14 protein-coding genes are annotated in these 15590 nt (G+C 39.6%); 5 read left to right on the plus strand and 9 right to left on the minus strand.

Translation table 11 applies throughout. The annotated features are described in order from the left end of the window. Positions 1-373: 373 nt before the first annotated feature. Entirely contained in the window at positions 374-844 is a 471-nt protein-coding gene (locus M1F26_RS05555; RefSeq protein WP_140171106.1) for a multidrug/biocide efflux PACE transporter, read from the minus strand. Between the two features lie 109 nt (positions 845-953). Between M1F26_RS05555 and M1F26_RS05560 the strand changes: the two genes are divergently transcribed. Further along, positions 954-1808, plus strand: coding sequence for a LysR family transcriptional regulator (locus tag M1F26_RS05560; RefSeq protein ID WP_094961327.1), 855 nt, complete (start codon positions 954-956; stop codon positions 1806-1808). A 185-nt stretch (positions 1809-1993) separates the two neighbouring features. Next, entirely contained in the window at positions 1994-2473 is a 480-nt protein-coding gene (locus M1F26_RS05565) for a DUF4822 domain-containing protein (protein WP_004262272.1), read from the plus strand. 68 nt (positions 2474-2541) lie between these two features. On the opposite strand, the gene yegD is transcribed toward M1F26_RS05565, so the two are convergent. The 8 genes from yegD to nrfA all read right to left on the minus strand — a co-directional run bounded on the left by yegD (position 2542) and on the right by nrfA (position 11554). Continuing rightward, positions 2542-3894, minus strand: coding sequence for a molecular chaperone (yegD, locus tag M1F26_RS05570; RefSeq protein ID WP_140171105.1), 1353 nt, complete (start codon positions 3892-3894; stop codon positions 2542-2544). 322 nt (positions 3895-4216) lie between these two features. Beyond that, complete coding sequence (locus tag M1F26_RS05575; protein WP_004262270.1) at positions 4217-4615, minus strand: hypothetical protein; 399 nt, start codon at positions 4613-4615, stop codon at positions 4217-4219. Between the two features lie 329 nt (positions 4616-4944). Further along, the gene (nrfF, locus tag M1F26_RS05580) at positions 4945-5991 is read right to left on the minus strand and encodes a heme lyase NrfEFG subunit NrfF (RefSeq protein ID WP_140171103.1); all 1047 of its coding nucleotides are present in this window, start codon (positions 5989-5991) and stop codon (positions 4945-4947) included. Next, the gene (locus tag M1F26_RS05585) at positions 5984-7858 is read right to left on the minus strand and encodes a heme lyase CcmF/NrfE family subunit (protein ID WP_140171102.1); all 1875 of its coding nucleotides are present in this window, start codon (positions 7856-7858) and stop codon (positions 5984-5986) included. The genes nrfF and M1F26_RS05585 overlap by 8 nt, the downstream gene beginning before the upstream one ends. A 24-nt stretch (positions 7859-7882) precedes the next feature. Continuing rightward, entirely contained in the window at positions 7883-8839 is a 957-nt protein-coding gene (gene nrfD, locus M1F26_RS05590) for a cytochrome c nitrite reductase subunit NrfD (RefSeq protein WP_140171100.1), read from the minus strand. Beyond that, positions 8836-9507 (minus strand): cytochrome c nitrite reductase Fe-S protein, encoded by a 672-nt coding sequence (nrfC, locus tag M1F26_RS05595; RefSeq protein ID WP_140171098.1) that lies wholly within the window; start codon positions 9505-9507, stop codon positions 8836-8838. The genes nrfD and nrfC overlap by 4 nt, the downstream gene beginning before the upstream one ends. Next, complete coding sequence (nrfB, locus tag M1F26_RS05600; protein WP_004262246.1) at positions 9504-10073, minus strand: cytochrome c nitrite reductase pentaheme subunit; 570 nt, start codon at positions 10071-10073, stop codon at positions 9504-9506. The genes nrfC and nrfB overlap by 4 nt, the downstream gene beginning before the upstream one ends. 47 nt (positions 10074-10120) lie before the next feature. Next, a complete protein-coding gene (gene nrfA / locus M1F26_RS05605; RefSeq protein ID WP_140171096.1) occupies positions 10121-11554 on the minus strand; it encodes an ammonia-forming nitrite reductase cytochrome c552 subunit in 1434 nt (477 codons plus the stop codon). Positions 11555-12360: 806 nt separating this feature from the next. Here nrfA and napF point away from each other — a divergent pair. Genes napF through napA form a run of 3 tightly spaced genes read left to right on the plus strand, consistent with a single transcriptional unit; the run spans position 12361 to position 15587 of the window. Then, a complete protein-coding gene (gene napF, locus M1F26_RS05610; RefSeq protein WP_004262238.1) occupies positions 12361-12852 on the plus strand; it encodes a ferredoxin-type protein NapF in 492 nt (163 codons plus the stop codon). Beyond that, positions 12842-13120 carry a chaperone NapD gene (gene napD / locus M1F26_RS05615; protein WP_036958482.1) on the plus strand — a complete coding sequence of 93 codons (279 nt, stop codon included), beginning with the start codon at positions 12842-12844 and terminating at the stop codon, positions 13118-13120. The genes napF and napD overlap by 11 nt, the downstream gene beginning before the upstream one ends. Next, complete coding sequence (gene napA, locus M1F26_RS05620) at positions 13101-15587, plus strand: nitrate reductase catalytic subunit NapA (protein ID WP_036958481.1); 2487 nt, start codon at positions 13101-13103, stop codon at positions 15585-15587. Before napD ends, napA begins: the two co-directional genes overlap by 20 nt. Positions 15588-15590: the final 3 nt, after the last annotated feature.

Below are 15590 nucleotides of genomic sequence, written 5' to 3' on the forward strand. Positions count from 1 at the left end.
CCTAAAGAGGGGAGACCAATTCAGGTATTAAGTAGTTATGTTTGAGTTATGACTCATAAGGTAAAATAACGATTCGAATTATATGTTAATAATTATCAATTGCAAATGATAGTTATTATCAACTTTGGTGGGTGCATATTATAATTTGTTAATATTTTGATTTTTAATGAAATATTATTTATAAGTAAAAAGGCTTGGTGAGTAGCCAAGCCTTAATGAGGTTAATTGTGTGATAAATTAGTTAAATATCATTCTCTATTTTATTTTTTGCAAAAAAAAGAGGATTATTTCGGCGTGTTTATAGGGGTTTTAATATACAAAGAACACCGTGAAGATAAGCAACACGGTGTTCGAATATTTATTAAGAGTAAAATTAAGAGCGTTTAGCTACCGCTTCAGAGATACTTACAGCGTTCTCTCTATTTGCAAACCAACGGACACGTAAAAGGTCATATCCAAGATTAAACGCATAAGTATAAAATAAGAAAAAGACAAAAAAGCCGATTTCAAGTAAGAATGCATCTAAGAATGACATTTGAAGTAAAAACGCCAGCATTGGGACACCCGTGATCACAAAGCTTAATTCAAAACCAACAGCATGAAAAACACGCACTTTGGCTGGGCGAGACCCCTTGGATAAAGGCCAATAACGGTCAAAGGCCATGTTATAAAATAAGTTTAATAGCATTGCCAGCGTCGATAAGACAATAGCCACTGTTCCCATTTGGAAAATTGAGCGTCCTAAAAGCCATGCACTGACCGGTGCAGTTATCGCAATTGCGATGACCTCAAATGAAACTGCATGAAAAATTCGCTCAGTTAATGTTTTTGTATACTTGCTCATAACTACCTCAAAGATATAGAAAATTAATTTTTAGGTAAAAATCGGGTGCAATTATTTGCTATTTTTTATATATATACAAAATGGCAGCCATCGAAAAAAACGATACCTTATGAACTATTCTATAGAAACATTGCGTACCTTTGTGGAGGCGGCATCCTTAAAGTCATTCTCTGCTGCGGCACGTAAATTAAATAAAAGCCAATCAACTGTCAGTACGACGATCAGTGGTTTTGAAGACGATTTGGGGTTTACGTTATTTGATAGGCAGGGGCGTGAATCAACATTGACTTTTGCAGGTAGAAAAGTTTTGAGCTTAGTTGAGGATATTTTATCAGCAGATGAGCGTCTTCAAGCGCTTAGAGTTGAGTTGCTCCCTGATATTGAGCCTAGGTTAAGTTGTGCTTTTTCAGATACCTATCAGCCACCTCATGCTGAGCATATTGTAACAACATTAGATAGGCAATTTCCGCATCTTGAGTTTGAGTTTTTAATTGCAGAAAATAATGCTGTTATCGAAATGATCCAGAACCAACAAGCCCATGTTGGTATGATGGAGTCCCGTACAGAATATCCTGCGGATATTTCTTTTTCTCGTTTACCTATTCAAGGTGAATTAGGTTTATATGTATTAGATAGTCATCCATTAGCTAAAGAGAAAAAAATAACTTATCAACATTTAACGATGACTCGTCAATTACGGCTAAGCAGTAGCAGCCAAATTATTATTAATAGTGAAAAGAACTGGTTTGCACCTAATTATTTATTATTATTAGAAATGGCAGAACAAGGGGCTGGGTGGGCAATATTACCAACATGGTTAGTTAAGCAATTTGGACATAACCGTTTAGTGAGTATTAATTATGATTTATGGCCACGTAAAATTGATGTGGATTTAGTTTGGTCTAAGAATAATCCACCCGGAAAAGCGGGGTACTGGTTGATTAATAAATTGCTTGATAGCTAAAATTAAGAGTATTAATTTTAAAACTCATGAATTTTCGATATATTTTTTATTGTAAAATAGTATTTACTAATTGTAATAAGATATTATCTTGTAAATAAACGTAATATAATTTTCAAAATTGGTTTTATATCGCTAATCTTAACTTAATCAAATTGTTGTTTGAGTTAATTTATTAGAGGATAAAAATGAAAAAATTATTAGTACCTACACTCTTTGCTGTTGTATCTACTATGTCATTTGCTGTTCAAGCAGCTACAACTCCAGCAGCAAGCCAATCACAGAATGCGGAACATAAATTAAATGCTTACGAAGAAATTATGGTAGGCAAAGTATGGACAACGACAGAAGCTTTAGATCAAGATAAAAAAGAAGTTAATGCAGATGATAAACAAGTCGCTAACTTTTTTGGTTTAGCTGAGTATTATCCAGACGGTACATTTAATATGACCACGTTTGATGGAAAACCTAAAATGAAAGGTGACTGGTCATTTGATGAAAATGGCAAAACTCGCTCATTAACAGCGAAAGATGACGAGGGTAAAGTCTTGTTTACTCGTGTTGTTGAAAATGTCACAGTAACCCCAGAAGAATACACATATCGTATTTATCCAGAGCAAGATAATAAAGATAAGTACTTTGATATTGTTCATAAAGTTAAGAAATAATATTTTGTACCAATAGCGCAGTCTAAATATGAATCTTATTTATTCTGCGCTATTAGTGTTTCTGTCGCTTATTTAAAACAAGTCTCAGCCCAACGCGTTAACCCTGCAGTAACGGAACCAAAATCATCCCCACGTACTATCGGAATATTAGGTAATTCTTGGCTAATAGCTTGGTGTAATATTGGGGAGCGAGCACTCCCACCTGTAACGTAAATAGCATCAGGTTTGACCCCGCCTTGGTTGACTGCTTCTTTAACCAATTCAATCATTTTACTTTTTGGTGATTCAATTGATTCCACCATTTGTTCATGGGGAATATTCACTTCTAATTTTTCAGAAATTAATTTAATTTGTGCTAAATAGCTTGAGGCGTCTGATAAAGCAATTTTAGCTTCTTCAGCTTTACGTACTAAGCTATAACCTAATGTTTCATTATAAACTTCTAGTAATCGAGATATTATTTGAGGTTCTTTTGCATCTTGTTTTAAGCGTGTTAACGCTGCCAAGTTTTGTCTTGAATAAAACTCTTTTTGTGCTTCAACATTATTGATAGCAATAGGGTTCCAAAATTGCAGGAATGGCATTTTAATGCCTGATAAAGATTGGCTTTCCATCCCAAAAAGCGGCATCAATTGTTTTAATGCAAGGTAAATATCAAGGTCATTTCCACCCACCCGTTGTCCACTATGAGCAAGTAAGGATTGTGTTCTGTCTTGTGCATTTCTATAAGTGGGCCCCATTTGGATTAATGAACAATCCGTTGTTCCACCACCAATATCAACGACTAGGATAATCTGGTCTTTATTTAATGTTGATTCATATTCAAGCCCTGCGGCTACGGGTTCGAATTGAAAAGTAATATGATTAAATCCTGCGCGTTTTGCCGCGCGATAGAGTATTGATTCTGCTTGTTGGTTCGAGAGTTCCCCTCCACGACCATGAAAGTTAATAGGGCGTCCAATCACAGTATCATCAATAATCTGTTGTAAATTATTTTCTGAGGTATTCTTTATATTTTTCATCATGGCGCAGACAAGGTCTTCAAAAAAACTAATTTGAGTCTCATGTAAGCCAGATGCTCCCAAAAATGATTTAGGGGACTTCACATAATATACATCTCTAGGATCACTTAAATATAAATCTAAAGCGGCTTGCCCAAATACGATGTCTTCAGGCATTAAATCGATCCCTTCATCACGGTTAAATGCGATAGATCTTTTTAAAATTTGCTGCCCGATTTCATTCGAGGGAGCGATTTTACAATGGCGAAATAAATGCTCAGAGACTGATTCTCTTGTCGGTGCGCATAAGGTTGATGGGATATAAACGTTATCGCCTTCTAATGGTAATAATGTGGGGATCCCGTTCTTCATGACCGCAATAGCGCAGTTAGATGTACCGTAATCAAAACCGATAAACATTTCGCCTCCAAGAGTAACTATTTTGAAAAAAGGCTGAGACTTTATATCAAGCAGGGATGAATTACTATTGAAAAATAATTCTATATGAGGGATAGCTCAAAAGGAGATAGTCTGAATTGATCGCATTTTGCCTAGATGCTCTGTTAGTACAGAGTCTCCACGATAAAATGTAATCATCATTAAAGGATTGATTTACGGAATGACAGATATCTAAAGAGAATATAGTTTTTTATGTAATATTTAATTTGAGCCCTTTGATATATTAATGAAATTTTAAAGGGCTCGGAAATATCTTATTTAAACAATTGGGTTTTATATTTACTTAATTATTACAATACTTATTCCAAATAACATTAAAGTCATTATCAGGAAATTCTTTATCATCTCTATCGATTAATGGAATGGAAACAACATTACGGCCATCATTATGAAGATAAGTTTTGACCACAAAACGTTTAAATGAATATGAATTTTGGCTAGTAAAAATAAGTACTTCACCGCATACATAGCCTAGCATACCATGGTCTAAGGTTTCTCTTATCTCATGATATTTAACATTTTTATACTCAGCTGTTTTGGGAAATGCTAAAAAATCTTCAACCGCTTTTTGAGATTTTTCTACAATGTCTAAATCAGGTGTATAGTTACTTACAACGCCTCCTATAAAGGACGCGCCTGCAATTAGGCCAATAACTAAAAATGAAAATATTTTATTTTTCATAGTGTTTATTTCTTATGTTATTATTTTTGAACCTCCCAATGAATGCCATAATATAAAAGTAAATAAAATTTATCACCATAAGCTAAATTTTAATTGATAATTTCACTTACGGAGGTATACTTGGATTACATTTGGGATAATTTACTGTTGCCAATCTAACATAAGATTATTTGAAGTAATATAGGGGGGACACAATGGTAATCAATAAGAAACGAAAAATTACACATTTAAATAAATAGACATTCATAAAAGAATATTTTATCACTACTGTGATAATTTAGTATGTATTAATCCCTGGCGTAATAAAATTAATAATAAAGATAAGATTATTATTTTTTATTCTTCATTATTTTTGCCATATGAATAGCTTCAATGAGCTGAGAGCGATTAATACGAGAGCTATTACTATCTAATAACTTTTGCCAAATATCAATCGCTTGCTCATAATTTGCATTCATAAAGGCATCAGAAGCAACTAGCATTAATGCGGTAATTTCTTGATTATCAAGGCTTAATGCTTTGTTAATTACCGCTCTGACATCTTCGGTTTGCTGTTGACCTGCTTGGTAATATAAAACGGTTGCAATAGCAGAGTATATTTGAGCATTTTCCCCGCCATATTTTAGTGCTCTTTGATAAGCAATCAACGCATTATCATAACTGTTTTGATAAAGATAATATTCACCCAGTATAGCCCAAAGCTCACTATTTTTAGGCGATTGACGAATATCATTTTGTAAGCGTAATAAATCCTTTTGTTCTTGCTGCAATGGTGTGAATGAGAGCAGTGGATCGGATATACGTTGATATTCCTGATAAGCTAATTCAAATCGAGGTGAGAAGAAGTAACCAATAACAACCAACACAATTAATATGGCAAGTAATTTATTAAAATGCCATTGCAGGATAGTCGAGGGTGTTGTTATATCTGGGGGTAATAATTGCTCGGATATTTGTCGATGGCTAAAATTGTTCTCTATAAGTTGCTGTTTTTGTGACCGAGTAAATTTGAAAATGAAATAAAAAATGCCAATCAGAGCAATAGCAGGCAATCCCCAAAGCAGGGCAGTTCCAATCGTTAGCGGTGGGTTATACAGCACGAAATCACCATATCGTTCGGTCATATAGCGCATGATTTGCGCTTTATCTTTTCCTTCTGCAACCATTTTAAAAACTTGGTGGCGCATACTTACTGCTGTGGGGGCATTGGATTCGAGTAAATTTTGGTTTTGGCATTGCGGGCAACGTAACTGTGAGGCGATCTGCAAAGAATACTCTTGTTCTTCAATGGAATTAAATTCCCACACATCAACGATTTGAGCATTGGATATAAAAGAGAAAAATAGGAAAAATAGTGCTAATAGGATTCTAAGCATTTTTTATTCTCCCTTTTACCCAGCTTATTAATAGGCCAAAACACATAACAAACGCACCGCCCCAAATCCATTGAATGCCATCTTGCACGTAAAGGCGTATCGCGTAGCTATTTGTTCCTGTTTTCTCACCTAATACCGCATACCAATTGCGTAACCATCCCCAATATATACCAGGTTCAATCATTAATTGCTGGCGAGCGGTATAAAGGCGGCGCTCGGTGATTAACTGGTGTAATGGCTGGCCAGCTTTGCTAATTTGTATAATAGCCTTTTCGGTCGTGTAATTAGATTTAGCTTCAAGTTGCAGTTCGTTGAATTGGAATTGATAACCGGCGAGTGAAATAGATTGCCCAACAGAAAGATTAACACTCGTTTCGTGGTGGCTACCAATTGACAAGGCAATACCAGCAGCAAAAATTACAACTCCTGTATGAGCGATAAGGGAAGGGAAATGTTGCCGAATAGCATCGATAGGACGTAGCCAAAAGATAAGTAAAATTGCAAATAAAAAGCCACAAGAAAGGGCGATAACAAGTCCTTTAGACCAAAGAAAGAAGCTTAATAACACACTGAGAAGTAGAATTAAAAGAATACGCCATTGGGGTTTAATGCGAGTTTTACTAAGAGGATAAATGGCACTCACAGCCATTATGATTAGCATTAAAATACCAAATGGTAATAACGCTTGGTTAAAATAAGGTGCCCCAACCGATATTTTCCCCCAACCAAATAGCGTGTAAATCATAGGGTAAAGCGTGCCCGTCAGAACAATAAATAATACAGTAGAAAATAGGATTAAAGTGAGTAATAAGTAAAGCTGACGGCGATTCATATTAGTTGGTAAATTATCGATATTTTTAGCTTTCCAACCATATATACATAAAGCCCCGAAACTCAGAAAACTGAACAATAAAAAGAGGGGAGCAGCCCTAACGTTATCCAAAGCAAACGCATGGACAGACATTAAAATCCCTGAGCGTACAATTAATGTGCCTAATAAAGATAAAATAAACGTAAGAATTGCCAGCAATATAGACCAGTGGCGATAGTGCCCAGTTTTGCGTGAGACTGTTAAGCTATGAAATAGGGCAGTTGCACTTAGCCATGGCAATAATGACGCATTTTCAACAGGGTCCCAAAACCACCAACCACCCCAACCAAGTTCACTGTATGCCCACCATGACCCAAGAGTGATACCCAAAGTGAGTATGCACCAACTAGGAACGACAAAGCGCCAACAGAGCCCGGCGATAGTTTGGTTAAATTGCCCGCAAAGTGTAGATGCAAGCGCTAAGGCGGTTACGACCATTAACCCGCTATAGCCTAAATAAAGTAGAGGGGGATGTAATATTAATCCCCAATGTTGCAGCATTGGGTTGAGATCTCTCCCTTCAATAGCGGGAGGAAAAATGCGAACAAAGGGGTCAGAATAAAATACGATAAACAGTAATAATGCCGCACTGATAATGGCAAGAAGCGTTAGTGTGAGAGGAAACACGAGATGAGTTTGCTGGCGATAACGCCATGCAAATAGACAACTCCAAGCTGAGATAAACAGCAGCCAAAGAAATATTGACCCTTCATGGCCTCCCCATACTGCCGCAATTTTAATATATAGCGGCGATAGCCGATGGCTATGTTGCGCCACATATACGACCGAAAAGTCACTTTGAATAAAACTGATAGTTAAACAAATATAAGCAACGAGCAAGAAAAGAAATTGTAAGTAGGTCCAAAGAATATTCCGAGGCATTTGCCTCGGAATATGGCGGAAGAAACCAATAACTCCGAATGATACTTGAAAACAGGCAATACACAGTGCCAATGCAAGGCAGAGAAAGCCAATTTCTGGGAGTATGAGTTCCAATGATTACCCTTATTATTTAGTGAGTTATGCGACGGTCAACTGCCCTGCGTATAACACAAAGAAGCGTAAGCAGAAGACACCCAGTAAGCTTGCACCACTGATAATTAATACTCTTGCTGCGCCTTGTCCTTTGTCCATCCATTTCTTGAATAGAAGTGGAATAATAAAACCAAACCCGACAACACCAATCCAAAACCACCAAGTCCAGAAACCACCGCCTAATGCAGCAATTAATGAACGGATTTTCCCATCGTCTCCTAAAGCTAACCCGACAAAAAAGGCCGCTAATAGGAATATCTCCAACCAAATAACAAAGCTTTCGATACGGTGCAAAAATGCGGTTTCGCCGTTATGAATATTTTTGCGGTAGCGCAATGCGATTGCTATGAGTGATACCGCAATACCTGAAGATATTCCTGAAAATAGGAATAAAGCTGGTAATAATGGATTGTTTAAGAATGGATAAGATTTTAATGCTGAAAGTAAAAATCCGGTATAAGCCCCAAGCAAAACAGCCAAGACTAGCATTACAATATCCAGAGAACGCATCGCACGATTTAGCAGGGTTAATACTCTTGGGATGATGGTAAATTTGGGCAGCCATTTTTGCTGTAAAACAATGAGTTCTTTTTCATAGATTTTAGCTAGCCAAATAACAAGCACTGCCATATACACTTGGAATAACATCACACCCATCGACATAACTGAGGTCGGGCTGTAATGAAACATTAATTTCCAGAACGTCCATGGACGCGTCAAGTGGAGAATTAAGATCAATAACCCAAAGATGATCGTCGTCGGAGCTAAAATCAGTGTTGTGCGCATGAGAGTGCTATCACTGTCAGCCGAAGTGGGATAATACTGGCGCATAAGTACCGCAAGTACCACAAGCCCAGCCGAAATACCAATTAAGAATAAGTAAACCGCAATGGGCCAGTCCCACACTAAGGATTCAAAATGGAAAGCAGAAGCTGTTGTCATTGGCTAACCTCCCCATATTTGAACGGAACCCGATACATTTTGGGGTGAGTACCGAGTGCAATTTTGAATCGATAAGTCGGTTTTTCTTTTAGCATCAACGAAATATCGCTCTTAGGGTCATCTAAATTACCAAAGGTTAATGCTTTGGTCGGGCAAGATTCGACGCAAGCCGGCTGCTTGCCCTTTTTTAGATTCGTTTTACGGCAGAAATCACATTTATCCGCGGTTTTATTGATGGGGTGAATAAACCTGACGCGATAAGGGCAGGCAGCAATACAGTATTGGCAGCCGACACATAAGTCAGGGTTGACATCAACAATCCCTGTCGTTTTATCAATAAAAGAGGCACCAGTAGGGCAAACATCGACACAAGGTGCACTTTCACAATGTTGACAGGAGTGGCGAAAAAAACGGTATTTAACATCAGGAAACTGGCCAATAGGCTCACTACGGATGATAGTTAACCGCGAAACACTTTCTGGGACTTGGTTAACCTCTCGGCATGCATCCATACACGCCGTACAGCCGATGCACAGATTTTCATCGTGCACCATGCCGTAGCGAACGCCATCTATTTTCATGGTGTTAGCTAGCGCATGGCTAGCAACTCCTCCTACCGCCGCCAGTGCTCCTGAGTAGATAATGAATTGACGACGAGAACAACTCATGGCTGCTCCTTACGCAATTTCACCGCTGCTGGGTTGAAATCAGGGTTATTGCGTTGATCTGAGTGGCAGTCGACACATATTTTTACTTTGCCCTTATCAGTCAGCACCTTCATCGTATCTTGTTTCGGATGAAGGTCATGGCAACTCGCGCAGGCTACTTTGGTGACGTGAACATCATGAGGCCAGAACGCTTTTTGCAGCTGCTCCGGTAAGTGACATGATAGACAGACACTGTTTTGTTGCTCAACGGTATACATTGGGTTGTTAAAGCGCATGACATCTTTGACACCTTCACGGTGATCAGGCCCTGGGTTACCGTGGCAGTTGGTACAAGTCACGGGTAAATTATTGTTAGGGTTAACCACTTCTGCGTGAGTGCCATGCATGCCTTCTTGGTCAGGTTTATGGCAGTCTAAGCAGGCTTTGTCAGCGCTGCGTTGCTGCGTGACAACCCAACGGCCTTCTGCATTTTCTTGGGCCATTTGTGGGGTTGCGGATGCGGCTGTTGCCCATAATAAGCCTGTTGCCAGCACCCCAGCAGTTAATAACGAACGTAGTACGCTCATATTCACTCCATTGGTTGTATTGCCCCATTATTTGGGGCAAATCATGGTTATTTGGCTAATAGGTCATTTTTACGAGCTTGGTCATCCCATTGCGGAACCACAGTTTTTAAGAACTCTTGTTTCTCCGCATTGATTTTTTGCATATCTAAACCAATGGCTTGTTGTGCTTTTTCCTTGGTTGAAATATCTGGAATGGCAATTTCATGGGTGATGCCTTTAGAGCCTAACAGGCGAGCGAGTTTGGTACGTGCATCTGCCGCTTTATCCATCGAACCACCTAACATACGTAGGCCTTCATCTGGTGCGTGCATATGAATACCGTGGGAGGCGATAGCTAAATCCCAGCGCCATTGTGCATGGCGAATATCGGTTAAAATTGGTTTCATTTCATCTTCTGTTGCGCCTGCATCCCATGCGGTTTTCGCTTCAAAGTGAGCGCGAACCAATTGGTCTTCCGCTTTGATTTTCATCTCTTGGATAGCGACTTTACGTTCAGCAACCACATCTTGCAGTTGTTGTTTGCTTTGGGTATGGCAAGTGCTACAGGTTTGTTCGAAATTGTCGAATGGATTACCAATTTTATGGCTGGTATACAGTTCGCCTTTTTCGTTTTGCAGTTTTGGCATATGGCAATCAATACAGGTCACGTTATTTTTGCCATGAATACCCGCACTCCAAGTTTCATATTCTGGGTGTTGGGCTTTTAGCATAGGCGCTTTCGACAGTGAGTTGGTCCAGTCAGAGAAACCAATGTTGTCGTAGTAGACTTCCATATCTTCCACTTTGGTGCCGTTATCCCATGGGAATTTCACGGCTTTTTTATCACCAGAGAAATAATATTCTACGTGGCATTGGCCACACACCATGGATTGCTGGTCGAACCGACTGGCTTTATCAAACGGTTTGCCAATCGCTTCCATTGCACGCTCTGCATAAGGGCGTGAAAGCGTTAGCTCTGGTTTACCTTTTGCAAAATCCGCAGAGTCTGTTTTATGACAATCTGCACAGCCTAAGACATTAACCACTTCTGGGCCACCTTTTGCCCACTTACCTTCGAAATAGCCATCTTCGCCATGTTCTTGGATAAGCCTAGCCACATCGGGACTTTTACAGCTCCAACATGCCATCGGAAGCGGGCCATCTTGGGCATCTTTCGGAGCACCAGTTCGTAAGGTTTCACGGACGTCGATGATGGCATAGGCGTGACCACGAGGTTTGTTGTAGTCGCGTGAGAATGGGTATCCAGCCCAGAGAACGACTAAGCGAGGGTCTTCCGCTAATGCGTCTTCTCGGTTTGATTGCTCGGATGTTGCTCGCCAAGAGTGGTATTGATCAGGGTGAGCAGCTTCGAAAGTTTCATTTCGAGCGTTGATGGTAGATGTACTATCTTTAGTCGGAGTTTGAGCATGAACAGAGGTAAAGAGAAATATTCCTGCAACCAGACTCAATAAGCATAGTGCATTATTTCTTATGTTTGCCATAAAAAGGGCCTCGAGTAATTTTAGCCAGTCATCCCTTCATTTTTCGAGTTGTTGTTGTAATGTGACCTGTGACTCGAACTATTTTGGGTATCTTTTTGTTATTTAGGTTTGATAGCAAGCTTTCATCTGCTACCAAGACATTGCCAATTTATATGTGTAACAAAAAACCACACTAAAAATATTGTTTTTGATCAAAAGATAATTTGTAATAAGGAAATAGAATGTGAGGAAATAATAAAAAATAGGTATTATTGAAATTGATATAGTTATTTTTCTGTAGTTTTAAACTGTTACTTTTAATAATTAATTAGTAATGATTCTTATTTTGATATTTGGCGTTATCTGATTTTATTTTATTGATTTTAAAATAATTTTTTTATTTTAAATATTTGAGTGCTGTTTTTAAAATAAAGTTAGAAATGAAAGTTGTTTAATATCAAAAAAAATACAGATATTTTTTTGCTAAATGACATTGCATATACCACTTTAGTAGTAGTTTTGAGCTGGAATTATAATTTAAAAAATTAAAACTTGAGTTTAAATTAATAATACATATTAAAAAAATGTTAATAAATAATTAAAAAGGCCTACTTGCTTATCATTTTGATGCTATTTTTAGCTAATGGCGAGTAAATAACGTAAATGTTGTCATTTCTAGTCGTATACGGGGAATTACCTCTTTTACCTACTTGGTAGTATGTATTTTTATAACCTCTATCGTTAATATTTCTCATAAATACACATATAAAAAATGCGGTTTATCAATACGTTTTAGTTTTTTTGTTGGCAATGTAAAGGAAAAAAACATGGTTGATCTCACCCGTCGGGGAGTATTAACTGGTGCGTGGCGTAGTGCAGCCCCAGTGGTTCGGCCGCCATGGAGTGGTAGTGAAACGCAATTTATCGAATTGTGTACCCGTTGCAATGCCTGTGTTGAAAGTTGCGAAACGGCAATTATCCAACCAGGAGCAGGGGGCTACCCTGTTGTTGATTTTAAGCGTGGTGAATGTACATTTTGCTATGCATGTGCAACAGCATGTCCAGAACCTATTTTCCTTCCAAAACATTCCCAACCTTGGGATATCTCAATTTCGATTGGCCAAAATTGTCTTGCTTATCTTTCGATTGAATGTCGACGTTGCCAAGACAGTTGTGAGCCTGAAGTCATCTCTTTTCGTCCGTCAATGGCCGGTATATACCAGCCAAAAGTAGAAACACCAGGTTGTACAGGCTGTGGTGCTTGTGTCGCAGGTTGCCCAGTTTCAGCCATTACCGTGGAGCATGAACATGCACAGTAACTATCAAGTGTGCAGTTTAATAGTACAAGTAAAAAGTGAACGACTGTCTACTGTGGCCGAAGAAATTAATCAACTTTCTAATTGTGAGGTGGCGTTAAGCGCCCCAGAAAACGGAAAACTGATTGTGGTTGTTGAAGGGCAAGGTAGTAGAACGTTGTTAGATACTATTGATTTAGTACGCGATATTGACGGCGTACTAGATGTTTCGCTGGTTTACCACCAGCAGGAAGAGCAAGGTGAGGAAGATTATGAAACTCAGTCGTCGTAGCTTTATGAAAGCCAATGCGATAGCGGCCGCTGCTGCGGCGGCCGGTATTGGCGCACCAAGCATTGCGAAAGCAGTGGTTGGCCAACAAGAAAGTATTAAATGGGACAAAGCCCCTTGCCGTTTTTGTGGTACAGGCTGTGGGGTATTGGTGGGAACTCAAAATGGTCGCATCGTAGCCAGCCAAGGTGACCCAGAAGCGCCTGTAAACCGTGGTCTAAACTGTATCAAAGGGTATTTCTTACCTAAAATCATGTACGGAAAAGACCGTTTAACGCAGCCAATGTTGCGTATGAAAGACGGTGAATATGACAAAAATGGGGAGTTCACACCGATCACGTGGGAACAAGCCTTTGATGTTATGGAAGAAAAAGTCAAAACCACATTAAAAGAAAAAGGCCCTGAAGGGATCGGTATGTTCGGTTCGGGTCAGTGGACAGTTTGGGAAGGCTATGCAGCATCAAAACTGTTCAAAGGTGGATTCCGTTCTAATAACTTAGACCCTAATGCACGCCACTGTATGGCTTCTGCGGTAGTGGGCTTCATGCGTACTTTCGGTATGGATGAGCCAATGGGTTGTTATGATGACATTGAGCATGCTGACGCGTTTGTCCTTTGGGGCTCAAACATGGCAGAAATGCACCCAATCTTGTGGTCTCGTATCACCAACCGCCGTCTGTCTAACCCTGACGTGCGTGTTGCCGTGTTATCGACTTTTAAACACCGTAGCTTTGAATTAGCGGATAACGGTATCGTTTTTACACCACAATCTGACTTAGTGATCCTGAACTATATTGCGAATTATATTATTCAAAATAATGCAGTTAATCAGGAATTCCTTGATAAACACGTGAATTTACGTCGTGGTGCAACAGATATCGGTTATGGATTACGCCCAACTCATCCACTCGAACAAAAAGCGAAAAATGCAGGTTCTGATGCATCTGAGCCAATGACGTGGGATGAATATAAAGCCTTTGTTGCGGAATATACTTTAGACAAAACTGTAGAAATGACAGGGGTTCCAAAAGATCAGTTAGAAGAACTCGCTAAACTTTACGCAGACCCTAAAACTAAAGTGGTTTCTTATTGGACCATGGGCTTTAACCAGCACACTCGCGGTGTTTGGGCAAATAACTTAGTGTATAACCTGCACTTACTGACAGGGAAAATTTCTCAACCTGGCTGTGGGCCGTTCTCATTAACCGGTCAGCCATCAGCGTGTGGTACCGCTCGTGAAGTTGGTACGTTCTCACACCGTTTACCAGCGGACATGGTGGTTACCAATGAAAAACACCGTGAAAAAGTAGAAGGTGTATGGGGGTTACCTGCTGGGACGATCCCTGAAAAAGTCGGTTTACATGCCGTTGCCCAAGACCGCGCTTTAAAAGACGGTAAATTGAATTTTTACTGGGTAATGTGTAACAACAACATGCAAGCGGGCCCGAATATCAACCAAGAGCGTATGCCAGGTTGGCGTGACCCTCGCAACTTTATTGTGGTTTCTGACCCCTATCCAACAGTAAGTGCGTTAGCTGCTGACTTGATTTTACCAACAGCAATGTGGGTAGAAAAAGAAGGCGCTTACGGTAATGCGGAACGTCGTACTCAGTTTTGGCGTCAGCAAGTTAAAGCACCAGGCGAAGCGAAATCTGACTTAATGCAGATGGTGTTGTTCTCTAAACGCTTTACAACGGATGAAGTGTGGCCTGAAGAGTTACTCGCGAAAAAACCTGAATTACGCGGTAAAACGTTGTATGACGTGTTATTCGCTAACCAAGCGGTAACGAAGTTCCCTGTAAGCGAGTTAGCCGAAGACCAACTTAACGATGAATCACGTGAATTAGGCTTCTACTTACAAAAAGGGCTGTTCGAAGAATACGCTGGCTTTGGTCGTGGTCATGGTCATGACTTGGCTGATTTTGATGACTACCACAAAGCGCGCGGTATCCGTTGGCCAGTGGTTGATGGCAAAGAAACGCAGTGGCGTTATAGCGAAGGAAATGACCCTTACGTTAAGGCTGGCGCGGGTTATCAATTCTACGGTAAACCCGATGGTAAAGCGGTCATTTTTGCATTGCCATTTGAGCCTGCTGCTGAATCGCCAGATAAAGAATATGACTTATGGTTATCAACAGGCCGTGTATTAGAACATTGGCATACCGGTAGTATGACACGCCGTGTTCCTGAACTACACCGTGCTTTCCCTGAATCTCTTGTGTTTATACATCCAATCGATGCGAAAGAGAGAGGTTTACGCCGTGGTGATAAAGTCAAAGTAGTTTCACGCCGTGGTGATGTGACCACGATTGTTGAAACTCGTGGCCGTAATAGACCACCAAAAGGCTTAGTTTACATGGCGTTCTTCGATGCTGCGCAGCTAGTGAATAACTTAACACTGGATGCAACCGATCCGCTTTCAAAAGAAACGGATTACAAAAAATGTGCCGTTAAACTGGAAAAGGTGTAATTG

The sequence above is a fragment of the Providencia sp. PROV048 genome, assembly GCF_033688165.1.
Lineage (GTDB): Bacteria > Pseudomonadota > Gammaproteobacteria > Enterobacterales > Enterobacteriaceae > Providencia > Providencia hangzhouensis.

Bases quoted from the DNA above. Each gene is read 5' to 3' on its own strand.
- M1F26_RS05575 (WP_004262270.1), bottom strand. From the start codon at position 4,615: ATGAAAAATAAAATATTTTCATTTTTAGTTATTGGCCTAATTGCAGGC.
- napA (WP_036958481.1), top strand. From the start codon at position 13,101: ATGAAACTCAGTCGTCGTAGCTTTATGAAAGCCAATGCGATAGCGGCC.
- yegD (WP_140171105.1), bottom strand. From the start codon at position 3,894: ATGTTTATCGGTTTTGATTACGGTACATCTAACTGCGCTATTGCGGTC.
- M1F26_RS05555 (WP_140171106.1), bottom strand. From the start codon at position 844: ATGAGCAAGTATACAAAAACATTAACTGAGCGAATTTTTCATGCAGTT.
- M1F26_RS05565 (WP_004262272.1), top strand. From the start codon at position 1,994: ATGAAAAAATTATTAGTACCTACACTCTTTGCTGTTGTATCTACTATG.
- nrfA (WP_140171096.1), bottom strand. From the start codon at position 11,554: ATGGCAAACATAAGAAATAATGCACTATGCTTATTGAGTCTGGTTGCA.
- M1F26_RS05560 (WP_094961327.1), top strand. From the start codon at position 954: ATGAACTATTCTATAGAAACATTGCGTACCTTTGTGGAGGCGGCATCC.
- nrfB (WP_004262246.1), bottom strand. From the start codon at position 10,073: ATGAGCGTACTACGTTCGTTATTAACTGCTGGGGTGCTGGCAACAGGC.
- napF (WP_004262238.1), top strand. From the start codon at position 12,361: ATGGTTGATCTCACCCGTCGGGGAGTATTAACTGGTGCGTGGCGTAGT.
- napD (WP_036958482.1), top strand. From the start codon at position 12,842: ATGCACAGTAACTATCAAGTGTGCAGTTTAATAGTACAAGTAAAAAGT.
- nrfC (WP_140171098.1), bottom strand. From the start codon at position 9,507: ATGAGTTGTTCTCGTCGTCAATTCATTATCTACTCAGGAGCACTGGCG.
- nrfD (WP_140171100.1), bottom strand. From the start codon at position 8,839: ATGACAACAGCTTCTGCTTTCCATTTTGAATCCTTAGTGTGGGACTGG.
- nrfF (WP_140171103.1), bottom strand. From the start codon at position 5,991: ATGCTTAGAATCCTATTAGCACTATTTTTCCTATTTTTCTCTTTTATA.